Genomic DNA, 15,775 nt, shown 5'->3' on the forward strand with positions numbered 1-15,775 from the left:
CCGCTCTCACCAGCGCTCGGGCCCGCCCCTTCCCGATGTACGGGAGGCGGCGGGCCTCCGCATTTTCCCGGGGCCCGGGAGGGGCCCGGACCATCGCCCCGGCGCCTCCGGCCGCTCTGCGGGCCCGCTCGCCAGGGCCCTGGCCACCGCCGCGTCCAGATCCAGCCGGCCACCCGCACGCAGCCCCGATTCGTAGGGGCCGTCGCCCAGCTCCCGGCGGGCCAGCTCCTCGCACCGGGCACGCGGCTGCCCGTAGTACGCCGAACCGAACAGCGGCAGCCCCACCGACGGCCAGATCCGGTCGGCCGCCCCCTGCAGCACCGCGGCCTCCGCCGCATCCCCCTCGACCGCCGTGACCAGTGCCAGCAGCTCCAGAGCGAGCACCGAGCCGAGCAGGTCGTGGAAGGCGTGGCCGATCGTCAGGGACTCCCCGAGCAGCTCCCGGGCCCGGTCCGGCCGGTCCCGTTGCAGCTCCGTGAAGGCCAGTACGTACAGCGCGTACGAGAGGGCCCACCGCTCCCCGTGGTCCTCGCAGATCTCCCTGGCCTCTTCGCAGATCGCGGCCGCGCCGTCCAGATCCCCGTGGAACCCGACCGCCATCGCCAGCTCGATCTGGGCCATCAGCACATTGCTGTTCAGCTCGCCGAGCTCCCGGTAGCGGCCGAGCGCGTCGTCCAGCAGTTCCTGTGCCCTGGCCATGTCGTCCGTGACGAGCGCCAGGCACCCCATCCGGTGCACCGCGTACGCGAGTGCCGTGGAGTCGTCGGCCCGGTCGGCCTCGTCCCGGCACTCCTGCAGCGCGGAGACCGCACCGACCGGGTCGCCCTGCAGCACGGCCACATGTCCGAGCACCCACAGCGCCTTCAGCCGCGAGGAGTCGTACGGTGTCTCCTCCTCGAGCACATGGTCCAGCCAGTGCCGGCCCTCCGAGAGGCGTCCGCAGCCCACCCAGAGGAACCAGAGGGTGCCCGCCAGATACTGCGCGAGGTGGGCCTCGCCGGGGCTCTCCAGCGAACACTCCATCGCCCGCCGCAGATTCGGCAGCTCGCTCTCGACCCGGACGGCCACCTCACCCTGCCGCGGGCTGAACCAGTCGAGCTCGCACCAGGTGGCAAGACCCAGGAACCAGTCCCGGTGGCGGCGTCGCAGCCGGTCCGTGTCACCGGTGGCCGCCAGCCACTCGGCCCCGTACTCCCGGACCGTGTCCAGCATCCGGTAGCGGGTGCCTGCCGCCGAGTCCTCACGCACGACGACGGACTGCGTCAGCAGCCCGGAGAGCACATCGAGCACCGACTCGGCCGGCAGATCGGCGCCGCTGCAGATGTATTCGACGGCCTCCAGATCGAACTGCCCGGCGAACACCGAGAGCCGCGCCCACAGCAGCCGCTGCTCCGGAACGCAGAGTTCATGACTCCAGCCGATGGCCGTACGGAGCGTCTGGTGGCGCGCCAGCGCGCTCCGGCGGGCGCCGGTCAGCAGCCGGAAGCGGTCGTCCAGGCGCTGCAGCACCTGCTCGGTGGACAGGGCGCGCAGCCGTCCGGCGGCCAGTTCCAGCGCGAGCGGGATCCCGTCGAGCCGACGGCAAAGCTCCCGTGCGGTGGCGCGATTGTGGTCGGTCAGCCGGAACTCCGGCCGCACCGCGGCGGCCCGCTCCGCAAAGAGCAGCATCGCGTCCTCGTCCGTCATCGGCACGAGCGGGAACGTGAGCTCGCCGTCCAGCTCCAGGGGCAGCCGCCCGGCGGCCAGCACCCGCAGCAGCGGGGACCGGCGCAGCAGTTCCCGTACCAGCTGGGCGCAGGCGTCCACGAGCTGCTCGAAGCCGTCGATCACCAGGAGGAGTTGGCGCCCGGCAAGATGTTCGAGGAGTGTCGTGCGGGGCGGTCTGCTGGTGTGGTCGGTGAGTCCCAGGGCGTCCATCAGCGCATGTTCCAGCAGACCTGGATCGTGGATTGCGGACAGCTCCACCATCCAGACCCCGTCGCAGTACCGTTTCTCCATGAGCGTTGCGATCTTCGTGGCGCAACGGGTCTTGCCCACCCCGCCCACTCCGACCACGGTGACGAGCCTCGATTCGTCCAGCAGCTGACCGAGATCGGCCAGTTCGTCCTCCCGTCCCACGAATCTGTTGAGTTCCGCCGGGAGATTGCCGAGGGGGGTGGCGGGGGCATCCGGATCGCGGGGGGACGGAAAGGGGCGCTGGGGGCGTTGCATGAAACACGCAGAGTACTGGTACGGAAGCTCTCCGTACAATCTCCTTGTGGCGACTGCGGTTCTTGCCGCCGGTAATGCGGTACTGGGCGCGACCACCGGCGCGATAGGCTCGGGAGACGACGATCGGCTGTTGCGACAGCGGTCGCCGGACCTGGCAGAGACAGTACAGAGACAGCGACAAGCTAGAGAGCGGTGCACTGTGTCCGGTGGAGAGGTGGCCGGGATTCTGGTGGCCGTCTTCTGGGCGATCCTGGTTTCGTTCCTCGCCGTCGTACTGGTGAGGCTGGCCCAGACGCTCAGGGCGACCACCAAGCTCGTGGCGGACGTGACCGAGCAGGCGGTCCCACTGCTTGCCGACGCCTCCGCCACCGTGCGCTCCGCGCAGACCCAGCTCGACAAGGTCGACGCGATCGCCACGGACGTCCAGGAAGTCACCTCGAACGCCTCGGCGCTCTCCACCACTGTCGCCTCGGCCTTCGGCGGCCCGCTCGTCAAGGTCGCCGCGTTCGGCTACGGGGTACGGCAGGCCATCGGCCGCAAGACCAATCCGGAACCGGAACCTGCCCGTCGTGCGGTGATCGTCGGCCGCACCGTGCCTGCCGCGCGCGGCAGGAAGCACAACGGCAGAAACTCCCGCGGACCGAAGGACTGACGCAGCGATGTTCCGCCGTACGTTCTGGTTCACCGCCGGCGCCGCCGCCGGTGTCTGGGCCACCGCCAAGGTCAACCGGAAGCTCAAGCAGCTGACCCCCGAGAGTCTCGCGGCGCAGGCCGCGGACAAGGCGATCGAGACCGGCCACAAGCTCAAGGACTTCGCTCTGGACGTCCGTGAGTCCATGGCTCGGCGCGAGGCCGAACTGGGCGAGGCGCTGGGCCTGGAGGCACCGGTCGACCCCGACCTCCCCGTACGGCGTCATTTTGCCGTCGAGGCGGCCGAGCCCGTCGGACCGGACAGGTCCCTCGAAGCCACCAACTACCGCAAGCTCCCCTACAACTCGTACAACCGGAATGAGGACCACTGATGGAGTCGGCTGAAATTCGTCGCCGCTGGCTGAGCTTCTTCGAGGAGCGCGGTCACACCGTCGTCCCTTCGGCGTCGCTCATCGCGGACGACCCGACTCTGCTCCTGGTCCCCGCGGGCATGGTCCCCTTCAAGCCGTACTTCCTCGGCGAGGTCAAGCCGCCCGCCCCGCGCGTCACCAGCGTGCAGAAGTGTGTCCGTACGCCGGACATCGAGGAGGTCGGCAAGACCACTCGGCACGGCACGTTCTTCCAGATGTGCGGCAACTTCTCCTTCGGTGACTACTTCAAGGAAGGCGCCATCAGCTACGCCTGGGAGGCTCTGACGAGCTCCGTGGCGGACGGCGGTTTCGGTCTCGATCCCGAGCGGCTGTGGATCACGGTCTATCTGGACGATGACGAGGCCGAGGCCATCTGGCGCGACAAGATCGGCGTACCGGCCGAGCGCATCCAGCGCCTGGGCAAGAAGGACAACTTCTGGTCCATGGGTGTCCCCGGGCCCTGCGGCCCGTGCTCCGAGATCAATTACGACCGCGGTCCCGAGTTCGGCGTCGAGGGCGGCCCGGCCGTCAACGACGAGCGGTACGTGGAGATCTGGAACCTGGTCTTCATGCAGTACGAGCGGGGTGCCGGTGACGGCAAGGAGGACTTCCCGATCCTCGGTGACCTGCCGTCGAAGAACATCGACACGGGTCTGGGCCTGGAACGCCTCGCCATGATCCTGCAGGGCGTACAGAACATGTACGAGACGGACACCCTGCGCGTCGTCATGGACAAGGCCACCGAGCTGACCGGCGTCCAGTACGGTGCCGACCACGGTTCGGACGTCTCGCTCCGCGTGGTCGCCGACCACATCCGTACCTCCGTGATGCTCATCGGCGACGGCGTCACCCCCGGCAACGAGGGCCGCGGCTATGTGCTGCGCCGCATCATGCGCCGCGCCATCCGCAACATGCGGCTGCTCGGTGCCACCGGTCCGGTGGTCAAGGACCTGGTCGACGTCGTGATCGACACGATGGGGCAGCAGTACCCGGAGCTGGTCACCGACCGCAAGCGCATCGAGACCGTCTCCCTCGCCGAAGAGGTCGCCTTCCTCAAGGCCCTCAAGGGCGGCACCAACATCCTCGACACCGCCGTCACCGAGACCAAGGCCGCCGGCGGCAAGGTCCTCGCCGGCGACAAGGCGTTCCTGCTCCACGACACCTGGGGCTTCCCGATCGACCTCACCCTGGAGATGGCCGCCGAACAGGGCCTCTCGGTGGACGAGGACGGCTTCCGCCGCCTGATGAGGGAGCAGCGGGAGCGCGCCAAGGCCGACGCCAAGGCCAAGAAGACCGGCCACGCCGACCTGTCCGCCTATCGCGAGGTCGCCGACAACTCCGGCATCACCGAGTTCACCGGCTACACCGCCACCGAGGGCGAGTCGACCATCGTCGGCCTGCTCGTCGACGGTGTGCCCTCACCCGCCGCCTCCGAGGGCGACGAGGTCGAAGTCGTCCTGGACCGCACCCCGTTCTACGCCGAGGGCGGCGGCCAGCTCGCCGACCAGGGCCGGATCCGGCTCGACAGCGGCGCCGTGATCCAGGTGCGGGACGTCCAGCAGCCCGTCCCCGGCGTCTCCGTCCACAAGGGCTCGGTGCAGGTCGGCGAGGTGACCGTCGGCGCCTCCGCCTACGCCGCCATCGACAACACCCGCCGCCGCGCCATCGCCCGCGCCCACAGCGCCACGCACCTCACGCACCAGGCGCTGCGCGACGCACTGGGCCCGACGGCCGCCCAGGCCGGTTCGGAGAACTCGCCGGGCCGCTTCCGCTTCGACTTCGGCTCGCCCGCCGCCGTACCCGGCACGGTCCTCACCGACGTCGAGCAGAAGATCAACGAGGTCCTTTCCCGCGAACTCGACGTCCAGGCCGAGGTCATGTCGATCGACGAGGCCAAGAAGCAGGGCGCCATCGCCGAGTTCGGCGAGAAGTACGGCGAGCGGGTCCGGGTCGTCACCATCGGCGACTTCTCCAAGGAGCTCTGCGGCGGTACGCACGTCCACAACACCGCCCAGCTGGGTCTGGTGAAGCTGCTCGGTGAATCGTCCATCGGTTCCGGTGTGCGCCGTATCGAGGCCCTCGTCGGCGTCGACGCGTACAACTTCCTCGCCAGGGAGCACACGGTCGTCGCCCAGCTCCAGGAGCTGGTCAAGGGCCGTCCCGAGGAGCTCCCGGAGAAGATCGCCGGAATGCTCGGCAAGCTGAAGGACGCCGAGAAGGAGATCGAGAAGTTCCGCGCGGAGAAGGTCCTCCAGGCTGCCGCCGGACTGACCGATTCCGCCAAGGACGTACGGGGCGTCGCCCTGGTCACCGGTCAGGTCCCCGACGGCACCTCCGCCGACGATCTGCGTAAGCTCGTCCTCGACGTCCGCGGACGCATCCAGGGCGGCCGCCCGGCCGTCGTGGCCCTGTTCACCACGGCGGGCGGCCGCCCGCTGACCGTGATCGCCACCAACGAGGCCGCCCGTGAGCGTGGACTCAAGGCCGGTGACCTGGTCCGTACGGCCGCCAAGACTCTCGGCGGCGGTGGCGGCGGCAAGCCGGACGTCGCCCAGGGCGGCGGCCAGAACCCCGAGGCCATCGGCGCCGCCGTGGCCGCTGTCGAACGCCTCGTCACCGAGACGGCGTGACGGCGGGGATGACACAGATGCGCCGCGGTCGTCGTCTCGCGATCGATGTCGGGGACGCCCGGATCGGGGTCGCCTCGTGCGACCCCGACGGGATCCTCGCCACGCCGGTGGAGACCGTTCCGGGACGCGATGTCCCGGCGGCTCACCGGCGGCTCGGGCAGATCGTCGAGGAGTACGAGCCGATCGAGATCATCATCGGCCTGCCGCGGTCCCTCGGCGGCGGTGAAGGCCCCGCCGCCGCCAAGATCCGGGTCTTCGCCCAGGAGGTCGCCCGCTCGGTCGCGCCCATTCCGGTGCGACTGGTGGACGAGAGGATGACCACAGTGACGGCCAGTCAAGGACTGCGCGCCTCGGGCGTGAAGTCCAAAAAGGGCCGTTCCGTCATCGATCAGGCTGCCGCTGTGGTGATCCTTCAGAACGCTCTGGAGTCCGAACGGGCGTCGGGTAAAGCTCCCGGCGAAGGCGTCGAAGTGGTTGTCTGATCGCGATACGGTAACGTTCCGCGCGATGCGGCGGTGTTCGAACAAACACCGCACAGCAAGAGACGGAATGTCGTCTCGCGGCTCTAGGGGATCGATGACTGAGTATGGCCGGGGCCCCGGCTCCGAACCGTGGCATCCCGAGGACCCCTTGTACGGGGACCAGGGATGGGGAGGACAGCAGTCTGCCCACGGCCAGAACCAGTACGGCGGCCAGCAGCAGTCCTACCCCCAGGACCCGTACGCGCAGCCGCAGCAGCCGCAGCAGCCGCAGCAGCCGCAGGACCCGTACGCGCAGCAGCAGCAGTCGCAGGATCCGTACGCGCAGCAGCATTACGGAGAGCAGCCCGCGTACGGAGCCCCGCAGGACCCGTATGCGCAGCAGCAACCCCAGCCCCAGCAGCCCCAGTACGACAACGGTGGTTGGGACACCGGGCAGCAGCCCGCCGCGGCGCCCTACGACGCCCAGCAGGCCGACCCGTACGGCGGTCGGCAGGCCGGCTACGGCGAGACGCATGACTACTACAGCACTCCGGAGGCCTACCCGCCGCCGCAGCCCCCGGGCCGCCGCGAGGCGGTTGCCGAGCAGGCCCCCACGCAGAGTCCCGACTGGGACCCGGAGGTCCAGCCGGAGGAGACCCACCCCTTCTTCACGGGCGCCGACGACCGAGACGACAACGACGGCGAGTACGACGACGATCCGCGCGAGTCACGCCGTGGCGGTCGCGGTGGCAACGAGCGCCGGGGCAAGGGCAAGAAGAAGAGCCGCAGTGGCTGCGCCTGCCTGGTCGTCTCGGTGGTCCTGGTCGGCGGCCTCGGCGGATTGGGCTACGTCGGTTACTCGTACTGGCAGGACAAATTCGGCGCGGCGCCCGACTACACCGGAACGGGCACCGGCGAGGTCGAGGTCGAGATCGAAAAGGGCGCCTTCGGCTCCGACATCGGCAACATCCTGAAGCAGAAGGGTGTCGTCAAGAGCGTCGACGCGTTCGTCGCCGCGCAGAACGAGAACCCCAAGGGCAAGTCGATCCAGGCGGGCGTCTATCTCCTCCACGAGAAGATGTCCGCGGCCGAGGCCTTGAAGATGATGATCGACCCGAAGAGCCAGAATCTTTTGGTGATTCCCGAGGGCTATCGCAATGTAGCCGTCTACGATCTGGTCGACAAGAAACTGGGCCTCAAAAAGGGAACGACCAAGGGAGTTGCCACGTCCAAGGCGTCCGGCCTCGGGTTGCCCGACTGGGCGAGCAAGAACAAGGACATCAAGGACCCGCTGGAAGGTTTCCTTTACCCGGCCGCCTATCCGGTCACCAAGGAAACCAAGCCGGAGACGATCCTGAAGAAGATGGTCTCGCGTGCCAACGAGGAGTACGACAAGCTCGACCTCGAGGGAACGGCCAAGAAGTACAAGCTGGACGGACCGTGGCAGGTCCTCACTGTCGCCAGCCTGGTCCAGGCGGAGGGCCTCACGCACGACGACTTCCGCAAGATGGCTGAAGTCGCATACAACCGCTTGAAGCCGAACAACACGGTCACGATGCGTAAGCTTCAATTCGACTCCTCATTCAATTACCTCAAGAAACAGAGCAAGATCAAGATCGGGTCGAGTGAGATCCTGAGCAATCCGGACCCTTACAACACCTATTACCACGCGGGCCTTCCGCCGGGTCCGATCAGTAATCCGGGTGACGAAGCCCTGCGAGCAACGCTCAATCCCACCGGTGACGGGTGGATGTTCTTCATCTCGCTCGACGGCAAGAAGACCGAGTTCACCAAGACGGCCGCCGAGCACGAGAAGCTCAACAAGAAGTTCAGGAAACTGCATGGCCTCGACTGACGGGCGCCGCCGGGCAGCCGTCCTCGGCTCGCCCATCGCCCACTCGCTCTCCCCGGTCCTGCACCGGGCCGCGTACGCCGAACTCGGCCTCTCCCACTGGTCGTACGACCGCTTCGAAGTGGACGAGGCGGGGCTGCCCGGCTTCATCGAGGGGCTCGACGCCTCGTGGGCCGGCTTGTCGCTGACCATGCCGCTCAAGCGCGCGATCATCCCGCTGCTGGACTCCGTCAGCGAGACCGCGTCCTCGGTGGAGGCGGTCAATACGGTCGTCTTCACGGATGACGGCCGAAGGACCGGCGACAACACCGATGTCCCCGGCATGATCGCCGCGCTGCGCGAACGCGGTGTGGAGAAGACCGACTCCGCCGCCGTGCTGGGCGCCGGAGCGACCGCTTCCTCGGCGCTCGCCGCGCTGTCCGAGATCTGTACGGGACCGGTCACGGCGTACGTCCGCAGCCGGGAACGGGGCCAGGAGATGCGCGGCTGGGGCGAACGCCTCGGTGTCGACGTCCGGATCTCCGACTGGGCGGAGGCCGAGCAGGCGCTGCACGCCCCGCTGGTCATCGCCACCACTCCGGCAGGTGCCACGGACGCGCTGACCGATGCCGTACCGGATCGGCCCGGCACACTCTTCGACGTGCTGTACGAGCCCTGGCCGACCGGACTGGCTGCCGCCTGGGTGGCCCGTAACGGCGCAGTCGTCGGAGGTCTCGACCTTCTGGTGCACCAGGCCGTCCTCCAGGTCGAGCAGATGACGGGCCGCGCGCCCGCACCGCTCGCGGCGATGCGGCAGGCCGGCGAAGAGGCACTGGCCGCGCGCTGACCACGCGCAAGTGCGGGCACCGATCCGTCCGTCTGCTGGACCGGCGGCCGGTTCGGGTGCCCGGGCGTGGGAGGATCAAAGGCGGCGGGCCAGGGCCGCGCACCCGGTCGCGCCGTTGCAGTTCCAGGCGCGAGCATGAGGAGCACCGTTGAGCAGGTTGCGCTGGCTGACCGCGGGGGAGTCGCACGGCCCCGCACTGGTGGCGACGCTGGAGGGCCTTCCCGCCGGCGTCCCGATCACCACGGAGATGGTGGCGGACGCACTCGCCCGGCGGCGGCTCGGATATGGCCGCGGCGCGCGGATGAAGTTCGAGAAGGACGAGGTCACCTTCCTCGGCGGGGTACGCCACGGGCTGACCATGGGCTCCCCGGTCGCCGTCATGGTGGGCAACACCGAATGGCCCAAGTGGGAGCAGGTCATGTCGGCCGACCCGGTCGACCCCGAGGAGCTGGCCGCGCTGGCCCGCAATGCCCCGCTGACCCGCCCGCGGCCCGGCCACGCCGACCTCGCGGGCATGCAGAAGTACGGCTTCGACGAGGCCCGGCCGATCCTGGAGCGCGCCAGCGCCCGGGAGACCGCGGCTCGGGTCGCGCTCGGCGCCGTCGCGCGGTCGTACCTCAAGGAGACCGCCGGCATCGAGATCGTCAGCCATGTCGTCGAGCTGGCCGCGGCCAGGGCACCCTACGGCGTCTACCCGACGCCCGCCGACGTCGAGAGGCTCGACGCCGACCCGGTGCGCTGCCTGGACGCCGACGCGAGCAAGGAAATGGTCGCCGAGATCGACCAGGCCCACAAGGACGGCGACACCCTCGGCGGTGTGGTCGAGGTGCTGGCGTACGGCGTGCCCGTCGGCCTCGGCTCGCACGTCCACTGGGACCGCCGTCTCGACGCCCGGCTCGCCGCCGCCCTGATGGGCATCCAGGCCATCAAGGGGGTCGAGGTCGGCGACGGCTTCGACCTGGCCCGGGTCCCCGGCTCCAAGGCGCACGACGAGATCCTGGTCACCGAGGACGGCATCAAGCGCGCCTCCGGCCGCTCCGGCGGCACCGAGGGCGGTCTGACCACCGGCGAGCTGCTCCGGGTCCGCGCCGCGATGAAGCCCATCGCGACGGTGCCGCGCGCGCTCGCCACCGTCGACGTCGTCACCGGCGAACCTGCCAAGGCCCACCACCAGCGCTCCGATGTCTGTGCCGTGCCGGCCGCGGGCATCGTCGCCGAGGCGATGGTCGCCCTGGTCCTCGCCGACGCCGTCGCCGAGAAGTTCGGCGGCGACAGCGTCCCCGAGACCCACCGCAACGTCCAGTCGTACCTCGACCACCTCCAGATCCGATGAGCGGCCCGCTGATCGTCCTCGTCGGCCCGATGGGCGTCGGCAAGTCCACGGTCGGTGAACTGCTCGCCGACCGGCTCGGCACCACCTACCGGGACACCGACGCGGATGTCGTCGCCACGGCCGGCAAGCCGATCTCGGAGATCTTCTACGACGAGGGCGAGGAACACTTCCGCGAGCTGGAGCGACAGGCGGTGCACACCGCCGTCGCCGAGCACACCGGTGTCCTCTCCCTCGGCGGCGGCGCCGTGCTCGACGAGACGACCCGCGCGCTGCTCGCCGACCACCCCGTCGTCTATCTCTCGATGGACGTGGAGGAGGCCGTCAAGCGGGTCGGCCTGAACACCGCCCGCCCGTTGCTCGCCGTCAACCCGCGCAGGCAGTGGCGTGAGCTGATGGACGCCCGCCGCCATCTGTACACCGAGGTGGCCCGGGCGACCGTCGCCACCGACGAGCGCACCCCCGAAGAGGTCGCCCAGGCGGTCCTCGACGCACTGGAACTGCCGGAGCGTACGGGCGACCCCGTCACCCCCGGCGTGGAGAACACACGTATGACCGAGCAGGGTCCCACCCGTATCCAGATCGCCGGCAGCGCGGGCACCGACCCGTACGAGGTGCTGGTGGGCCGGCAGCTCCTCGGCGAGCTGCCCACGCTCATCGGCGACCGCGCCAAGCGGGTTGCCGTGCTGCACCCCGAGGCGCTCGCCGAGACCGGTGAGGCGGTCCGTCAGGACCTCGCCGAGCAGGGCTACGAGGCCATCGCGATCCAGCTGCCGAACGCCGAGGAGGCCAAGACCGTCGAGGTCGCGGCGTACTGCTGGAAGGCGCTCGGGCAGACCGGCTTCACCCGCACCGATGTCATCGTCGGCGTCGGCGGCGGAGCCACCACCGATGTGGCCGGGTTCGTCGCGGCGAGCTGGCTGCGCGGGGTGCGCTGGATCGCCGTACCCACGACCGTGCTCGGTATGGTCGACGCGGCCGTCGGCGGCAAGACGGGCATCAACACCGCCGAGGGCAAGAACCTCGTCGGCGCCTTCCACCCGCCCGCCGGGGTCCTCTGCGACCTCGCCGCCCTGGACTCGCTGCCCGTTCACGACTACGTCAGTGGCATGGCCGAGATCATCAAGGCCGGCTTCATCGCCGACCCGGCGATCCTCGACCTCATCGAGGCGGACCCGGAAGGCGCCCGTACGCCCACCGGAGCACACACCGCCGAGCTGATCGAACGCGCCATCCGGGTCAAGGCCGAGGTCGTCTCCAGCGACCTCAAGGAGTCCGGACTGCGCGAGATCCTCAACTACGGTCACACCCTGGCCCACGCCATCGAGAAGAACGAGCGCTACAAGTGGCGGCACGGCGCGGCCGTCTCGGTCGGCATGGTCTTCGCCGCCGAGCTGGGCCGGCTGGCCGGACGCCTCGACGATGCCACCGCCGACCGGCACCGCGCCGTCCTGGAGTCCGTCGGACTGCCGCTCACCTACCGCGGCGACCAGTGGCCCAAGCTGCTGGAGAACATGAAGGTCGACAAGAAGTCCCGTGGCGACCTGCTGCGCTTCATCGTCCTCGACGGTCTCGGCAAGCCCACCGTGCTGGAGGGCCCCGACCCGGCAGTACTGCTCGCCGCCTACGGGGAGGTGTCGGCGTGACCCGCCGGGTCCTCGTCCTCAACGGGCCGAACCTCGGCCGCCTCGGCTCCCGCGAGCCCGATGTGTACGGCGCCACGTCGTACGCCGGACTCGTCGAGACCTGTCAGGCCCTCGGCAAGGAGCTCGGCTTCGATGTCGACGTCCGGGAGACCAACGACGAGGGCGAGCTGATCCGCTGGCTCCACGAGGCCGCCGACGGTTCAATTCCGGTCGTTCTCAACCCGGGAGCCTTCACCCACTACTCGTACGGAATGCGGGATGCGGCGGCCCAGCGCACCGCCCCGCTGATCGAGGTGCACATCTCGAACCCGTACGCACGGGAGGAATTCCGCCACAACTCCGTGGTCGCGCCGGTCGCCACGGGGACCGTGGCCGGATTCGGCATCGGCTCCTACCGCCTCGCTCTGCGCGCCCTCGCGGACGAGTTGACCGGCTGACGGACCGGTACACCGGACGGCCGACCGGCCGACCGGGCACTGTGGACCGTCCCCGGCCGTTCCCTCAGTGGCGGCCGGGGACGGTACGGTTGCCGTTCCACCAGCGCCAGTTGCCTGTACGAGACGGAGTGGCACCGGATGCAGCACGCAGTGGGGGCCCCGCTGCCGCCGCCCCAAGGCCCCGGAAGCGGACCTGTCGGCTGGACGCACCAGGCCCAGCACCCCGGACCGCCGGGGCCGCCGCCCACAACCCCTCCCACGCCCCAGGGCTGGAGCGGACCCGCCCCGCAGCACGCCCCGGTGCCTGTCTCCAGAGAGACCACCGGGCACATCCAGCTGCCGCCCGGCGGCCCCGTGCCGCTGCCCGCACCGCCCGCCGAGCCCGGCACAGGCACGGCGACGCTCGCCGTGCTCCTGATCGGTCCCGCGGGCGCGGGCAAGACCACCGTGGCCAAACTCTGGGCCAGCCGCCGCCGGGTTCCCACGGCTCACGTCAGCCTCGACGACGTCCGCGAATGGGTCTGCTCCGGCTTCGCCGACCCCCAGGCCGGATGGAACGACCACTCCGAGGCCCAGTACCGTCTTGCCCGTCGCACCTGTGGCTTCGCCGCCCGCAACTTCCTCGCCAACGGGATCTCCTGCATCCTGGACGACGCAGTCTTCCCGGACCGGCCGGTTGTCGGCCTCGGCGGCTGGAAGCGCCATGTCGGCCCCGGACTGCTGCCCGTCGTTCTGCTGCCCGGTCTGGAGATCGTGCTGGAGCGCAACGCCGCCCGCAGCGGGAACCGCCGCCTCTCGGACGAGGAGGTCGCCCGCATCCACGGCCGGATGGCCGGGTGGTACGGCTCCGGGCTGCCGATCATCGACAACTCGACGTACGACGTGGAGACCACCGCCCGCGTCCTGGACGACATACTCGCCCGCTCCATAGCCAGCCCCCCGGCCTGGTGAACCGCCATCGGGCGGTGTTCCCGGTCCGGTGACGGCCCGGCCGCGGCCCCCGGTCGGATGCGCTGACCGAGCAGGCCTGCGCCACCACTCGTAGGCTCGTGGCATGTCAGACGTGTACGCCGTCCGCCGCGGGCTGCTCCGCGACCGGTGCGCCGCCGTCGGATCCGCGGCCGCTCTGGTCTCCCGCCCCGCCAACGTCCGCTATCTCGCGGGCGGAGCGCCCCCGGGCGCCGTGCTGCTGCTCGGCCCCGGTGAGGACGTCCTGCTCTGCCCCCACGCCCCGACCGGCGATCCCGCCGACGGGCGCACCGACGATCAGCTGCGGGTGTCACTGATGCCGGCCACAGACGGCGATCCGGTCGTCGCGGCCGCCGGTCTGGCCACCTCTTTCGGTGCGGAGTCCCTGGCCGTCGAGGAACACCATCTGACGGTAGCCCGCCACCGGGCCATGAGCTCGGTCGCCCCGCGGCTCCGGCTCGCCGATCTCGGTGCCACCGTCGAGCAGCTGCGGGTCGTCAAGGACGAGGAGGAGATCGCCTGTCTGCGGATCGCCGCCGAGATCACCGACCAGGCCCTGGGCGAACTCCTCGAATCCATCCTGGTGGGCCGCACCGAGCGGCATCTCGCCCTGGAGCTGGAGCGTCGCCTGGTGGACCACGGTGCCGACGGCCCCGCCTTCGCCACTTCCGTGGCCACCGGGCCGAACTCCGGCCAGGGCCGCCACCGCCCCTCGGACCGGCGGGTGGAGGAGGGGGATTTCCTCTCCGTCTGCCTGGGTGCGAACTATCGCGGCTACCGCTGTGAGATCGGCCGTACGTTCGTCATCGGGACCGCGCCCGCCGACTGGCAGATCGAGCTCTACGACCTGGTTTTCGCCGCTCAGCGGGCCGGGCGCGAGGCTCTCGTGCCAGGGGCCGCCTACCGTGATGTGGACCGTGCGGCCCGCCATCTCCTGGACTCCGCGGGCCACGGCGGGGGCCTCGCACCATGGACAGGGCACGGGGTGGGGCTCGAAATCGACGAGGACCCGCAGCTGGCACCTGCAGCCATGGGTAAACTGGACGCTTGTGTGCCGGTCACCGTCGAACCGGGGGTCCACCTCCCGGGCCGGGGCGGGGTCCGGATCGATGACACGCTCGTCGTGCGCCCCGAGGCGGACGGCGGACCCGAGCTACTCACCATTACGACCAAGGAGCTGCTCGCGCTCTAGCGCGCATCCTTGGTCGTCCACCAGCTTCAGTCCAGGAGATTCCGCAACCGTGGCTTCCACGAACGACCTCAAGAACGGCCTGGTGCTCAAGCTCGACGGAGGCCAGCTCTGGTCCGTCGTCGAGTTCCAGCACGTCAAGCCCGGCAAGGGCCCGGCCTTCGTGCGCACCAAGCTCAAGAACGTGCTGTCCGGCAAGGTCGTCGACAAGACGTTCAACGCCGGCGTGAAGGTCGAGACGGCCACCATTGACCGCCGCGACATGCAGTTCTCGTACATGGACGGCGAGTACTTCGTCTTCATGGACATGGACACGTACGACCAGCTCATGGTCGACCGCAAGGCTGTCGGCAACGCCGCCAACTTCCTGATCGAGGGCTTCACGGCCTCCGTCGCCCAGCACGAGGGCGAGGTGCTCTATGTCGAGCTGCCGGCCGCCGTCGAGCTGACCATCCAGCACACCGACCCGGGCGTCCAGGGCGACCGCTCCACCGGTGGCACCAAGCCCGCCACGCTGGAGACCGGCTACGAGATCGGCGTCCCGCTCTTCATCACCACGGGTGAGAAGATCAAGGTCGACACCCGCACGGGCGACTACCTCGGCCGGGTGAACAGCTAACCGTGGCTGCTCGGAACACGGCCCGCAAGCGAGCCTTCCAGATCCTCTTCGAGGCCGACCAGCGCGGTGAGTCCGTGCAGACGGTCCTCGCGGACTGGGTGCGGCATTCGCGGTCCGACACCCGTCAGCCGCCGGTCACCGAGTACACGATGGAGCTGGTCGAGGGGTACGCGCAGTACGCGGACCGGATCGACGACCTCATCGTGACCTACGCCGTGGACTGGGAGATCGACCGCATGCCGGTCGTCGACCGGAACATCCTGCGGCTCGGTGCGTACGAGCTGATCTGGGTGGACGGGACCCCGGACGCAGTGGTGATCGACGAGGCGGTCCAGCTTGCCAAGGAGTTCTCCACCGATGACTCCCCGTCCTTCGTGAACGGGCTGCTGGCCCGGTTCAAGGACCTCAAGCCGAATCTCCGCCGGGAGCAGTAGCCTCCGGCGGCGTTCAGCCAACGAAGGGCCTGCGGTCTTTTGACCGTGGGCCCTTCGGCGTGTGCGCCCCCCGTTGCCGCGCAACCAGAACGCCGTGTTGCCGCGCAACG

General features: G+C 69.8%; 14 protein-coding genes. 13 read left to right on the forward strand and 1 reads right to left on the reverse strand.

What is annotated here, in order from left to right; genetic code table 11:
- Positions 1-6 precede the first annotated feature (6 nt).
- On the reverse strand, positions 7-2,211 hold the full coding sequence (locus ACFVYE_RS06815) for an ATP-binding protein (protein WP_389604405.1): 2,205 nt from the start codon (positions 2,209-2,211) through the stop codon (positions 7-9).
- A 214-nt stretch (positions 2,212-2,425) separates the two neighbouring features.
- On the opposite strand from ACFVYE_RS06815, the gene ACFVYE_RS06820 reads away from it, so the two are divergent.
- The 13 genes from ACFVYE_RS06820 (at position 2,426) to nusB (ending at position 15,665) form a co-directional block, all read left to right on the forward strand.
- Positions 2,426-2,863, forward strand: a complete 438-nt coding sequence (locus ACFVYE_RS06820; protein WP_389604406.1) for a DUF948 domain-containing protein — start codon at positions 2,426-2,428, stop codon at positions 2,861-2,863.
- Positions 2,864-2,870: 7 nt separating this feature from the next.
- Positions 2,871-3,233 (forward strand): DUF6167 family protein, encoded by a 363-nt coding sequence (locus ACFVYE_RS06825; RefSeq protein WP_266363141.1) that lies wholly within the window; start codon positions 2,871-2,873, stop codon positions 3,231-3,233.
- Positions 3,233-5,902: an alanine--tRNA ligase gene (gene alaS, locus ACFVYE_RS06830; RefSeq protein ID WP_383975823.1), complete on the forward strand. Its 2,670-nt coding sequence runs from the start codon at positions 3,233-3,235 to the stop codon at positions 5,900-5,902. The genes ACFVYE_RS06825 and alaS overlap by 1 nt, the downstream gene beginning before the upstream one ends.
- A gap of 8 nt (positions 5,903-5,910) precedes the next feature.
- Positions 5,911-6,384 (forward strand): Holliday junction resolvase RuvX, encoded by a 474-nt coding sequence (gene ruvX / locus ACFVYE_RS06835; protein WP_326769964.1) that lies wholly within the window; start codon positions 5,911-5,913, stop codon positions 6,382-6,384.
- A gap of 94 nt (positions 6,385-6,478) precedes the next feature.
- Positions 6,479-8,218, forward strand: a complete 1,740-nt coding sequence (mltG, locus tag ACFVYE_RS06840; protein WP_389604409.1) for an endolytic transglycosylase MltG — start codon at positions 6,479-6,481, stop codon at positions 8,216-8,218.
- A complete protein-coding gene (locus ACFVYE_RS06845) occupies positions 8,205-9,041 on the forward strand; it encodes a shikimate dehydrogenase (protein WP_383972264.1) in 837 nt (278 codons plus the stop codon). Before mltG ends, ACFVYE_RS06845 begins: the two co-directional genes overlap by 14 nt.
- A 148-nt stretch (positions 9,042-9,189) precedes the next feature.
- Entirely contained in the window at positions 9,190-10,374 is a 1,185-nt protein-coding gene (aroC, locus tag ACFVYE_RS06850; RefSeq protein ID WP_383972261.1) for a chorismate synthase, read from the forward strand.
- Complete coding sequence (gene aroB / locus ACFVYE_RS06855; protein ID WP_382943849.1) at positions 10,371-12,017, forward strand: 3-dehydroquinate synthase; 1,647 nt, start codon at positions 10,371-10,373, stop codon at positions 12,015-12,017. Before aroC ends, aroB begins: the two co-directional genes overlap by 4 nt.
- A complete protein-coding gene (aroQ, locus tag ACFVYE_RS06860; RefSeq protein ID WP_266735872.1) occupies positions 12,014-12,454 on the forward strand; it encodes a type II 3-dehydroquinate dehydratase in 441 nt (146 codons plus the stop codon). Before aroB ends, aroQ begins: the two co-directional genes overlap by 4 nt.
- Before the next feature lie 138 nt (positions 12,455-12,592).
- Positions 12,593-13,405, forward strand: coding sequence for a Pro-rich N-terminal domain-containing protein (locus ACFVYE_RS06865; protein ID WP_383972258.1), 813 nt, complete (start codon positions 12,593-12,595; stop codon positions 13,403-13,405).
- 103 nt (positions 13,406-13,508) lie between these two features.
- Entirely contained in the window at positions 13,509-14,615 is a 1,107-nt protein-coding gene (locus ACFVYE_RS06870) for an aminopeptidase P family protein (RefSeq protein WP_383972257.1), read from the forward strand.
- A 49-nt stretch (positions 14,616-14,664) separates the two neighbouring features.
- Complete coding sequence (gene efp / locus ACFVYE_RS06875) at positions 14,665-15,231, forward strand: elongation factor P (RefSeq protein ID WP_114243496.1); 567 nt, start codon at positions 14,665-14,667, stop codon at positions 15,229-15,231.
- A 2-nt stretch (positions 15,232-15,233) separates the two neighbouring features.
- Positions 15,234-15,665, forward strand: a complete 432-nt coding sequence (nusB, locus tag ACFVYE_RS06880) for a transcription antitermination factor NusB (protein WP_114243495.1) — start codon at positions 15,234-15,236, stop codon at positions 15,663-15,665.
- The last annotated feature ends 110 nt before the right edge of the window (positions 15,666-15,775 follow it).

It is taken from the genome of Streptomyces sp. NPDC058239 (assembly GCF_042882185.1).
GTDB lineage: Bacteria > Actinomycetota > Actinomycetes > Streptomycetales > Streptomycetaceae > Streptomyces.

Excerpts from the sequence above, each read along its gene's own strand:
- ACFVYE_RS06845 (WP_383972264.1), top strand. The coding sequence starts at position 8,205 with ATGGCCTCGACTGACGGGCGCCGCCGGGCAGCCGTCCTCGGCTCGCCC.
- aroB (WP_382943849.1), top strand. The coding sequence starts at position 10,371 with ATGAGCGGCCCGCTGATCGTCCTCGTCGGCCCGATGGGCGTCGGCAAG.
- alaS (WP_383975823.1), top strand. The coding sequence starts at position 3,233 with ATGGAGTCGGCTGAAATTCGTCGCCGCTGGCTGAGCTTCTTCGAGGAG.
- ACFVYE_RS06865 (WP_383972258.1), top strand. The coding sequence starts at position 12,593 with ATGCAGCACGCAGTGGGGGCCCCGCTGCCGCCGCCCCAAGGCCCCGGA.
- ACFVYE_RS06825 (WP_266363141.1), top strand. The coding sequence starts at position 2,871 with ATGTTCCGCCGTACGTTCTGGTTCACCGCCGGCGCCGCCGCCGGTGTC.
- ACFVYE_RS06870 (WP_383972257.1), top strand. The coding sequence starts at position 13,509 with ATGTCAGACGTGTACGCCGTCCGCCGCGGGCTGCTCCGCGACCGGTGC.
- ruvX (WP_326769964.1), top strand. The coding sequence starts at position 5,911 with ATGACACAGATGCGCCGCGGTCGTCGTCTCGCGATCGATGTCGGGGAC.
- mltG (WP_389604409.1), top strand. The coding sequence starts at position 6,479 with ATGACTGAGTATGGCCGGGGCCCCGGCTCCGAACCGTGGCATCCCGAG.
- ACFVYE_RS06815 (WP_389604405.1), bottom strand. The coding sequence starts at position 2,211 with ATGCAACGCCCCCAGCGCCCCTTTCCGTCCCCCCGCGATCCGGATGCC.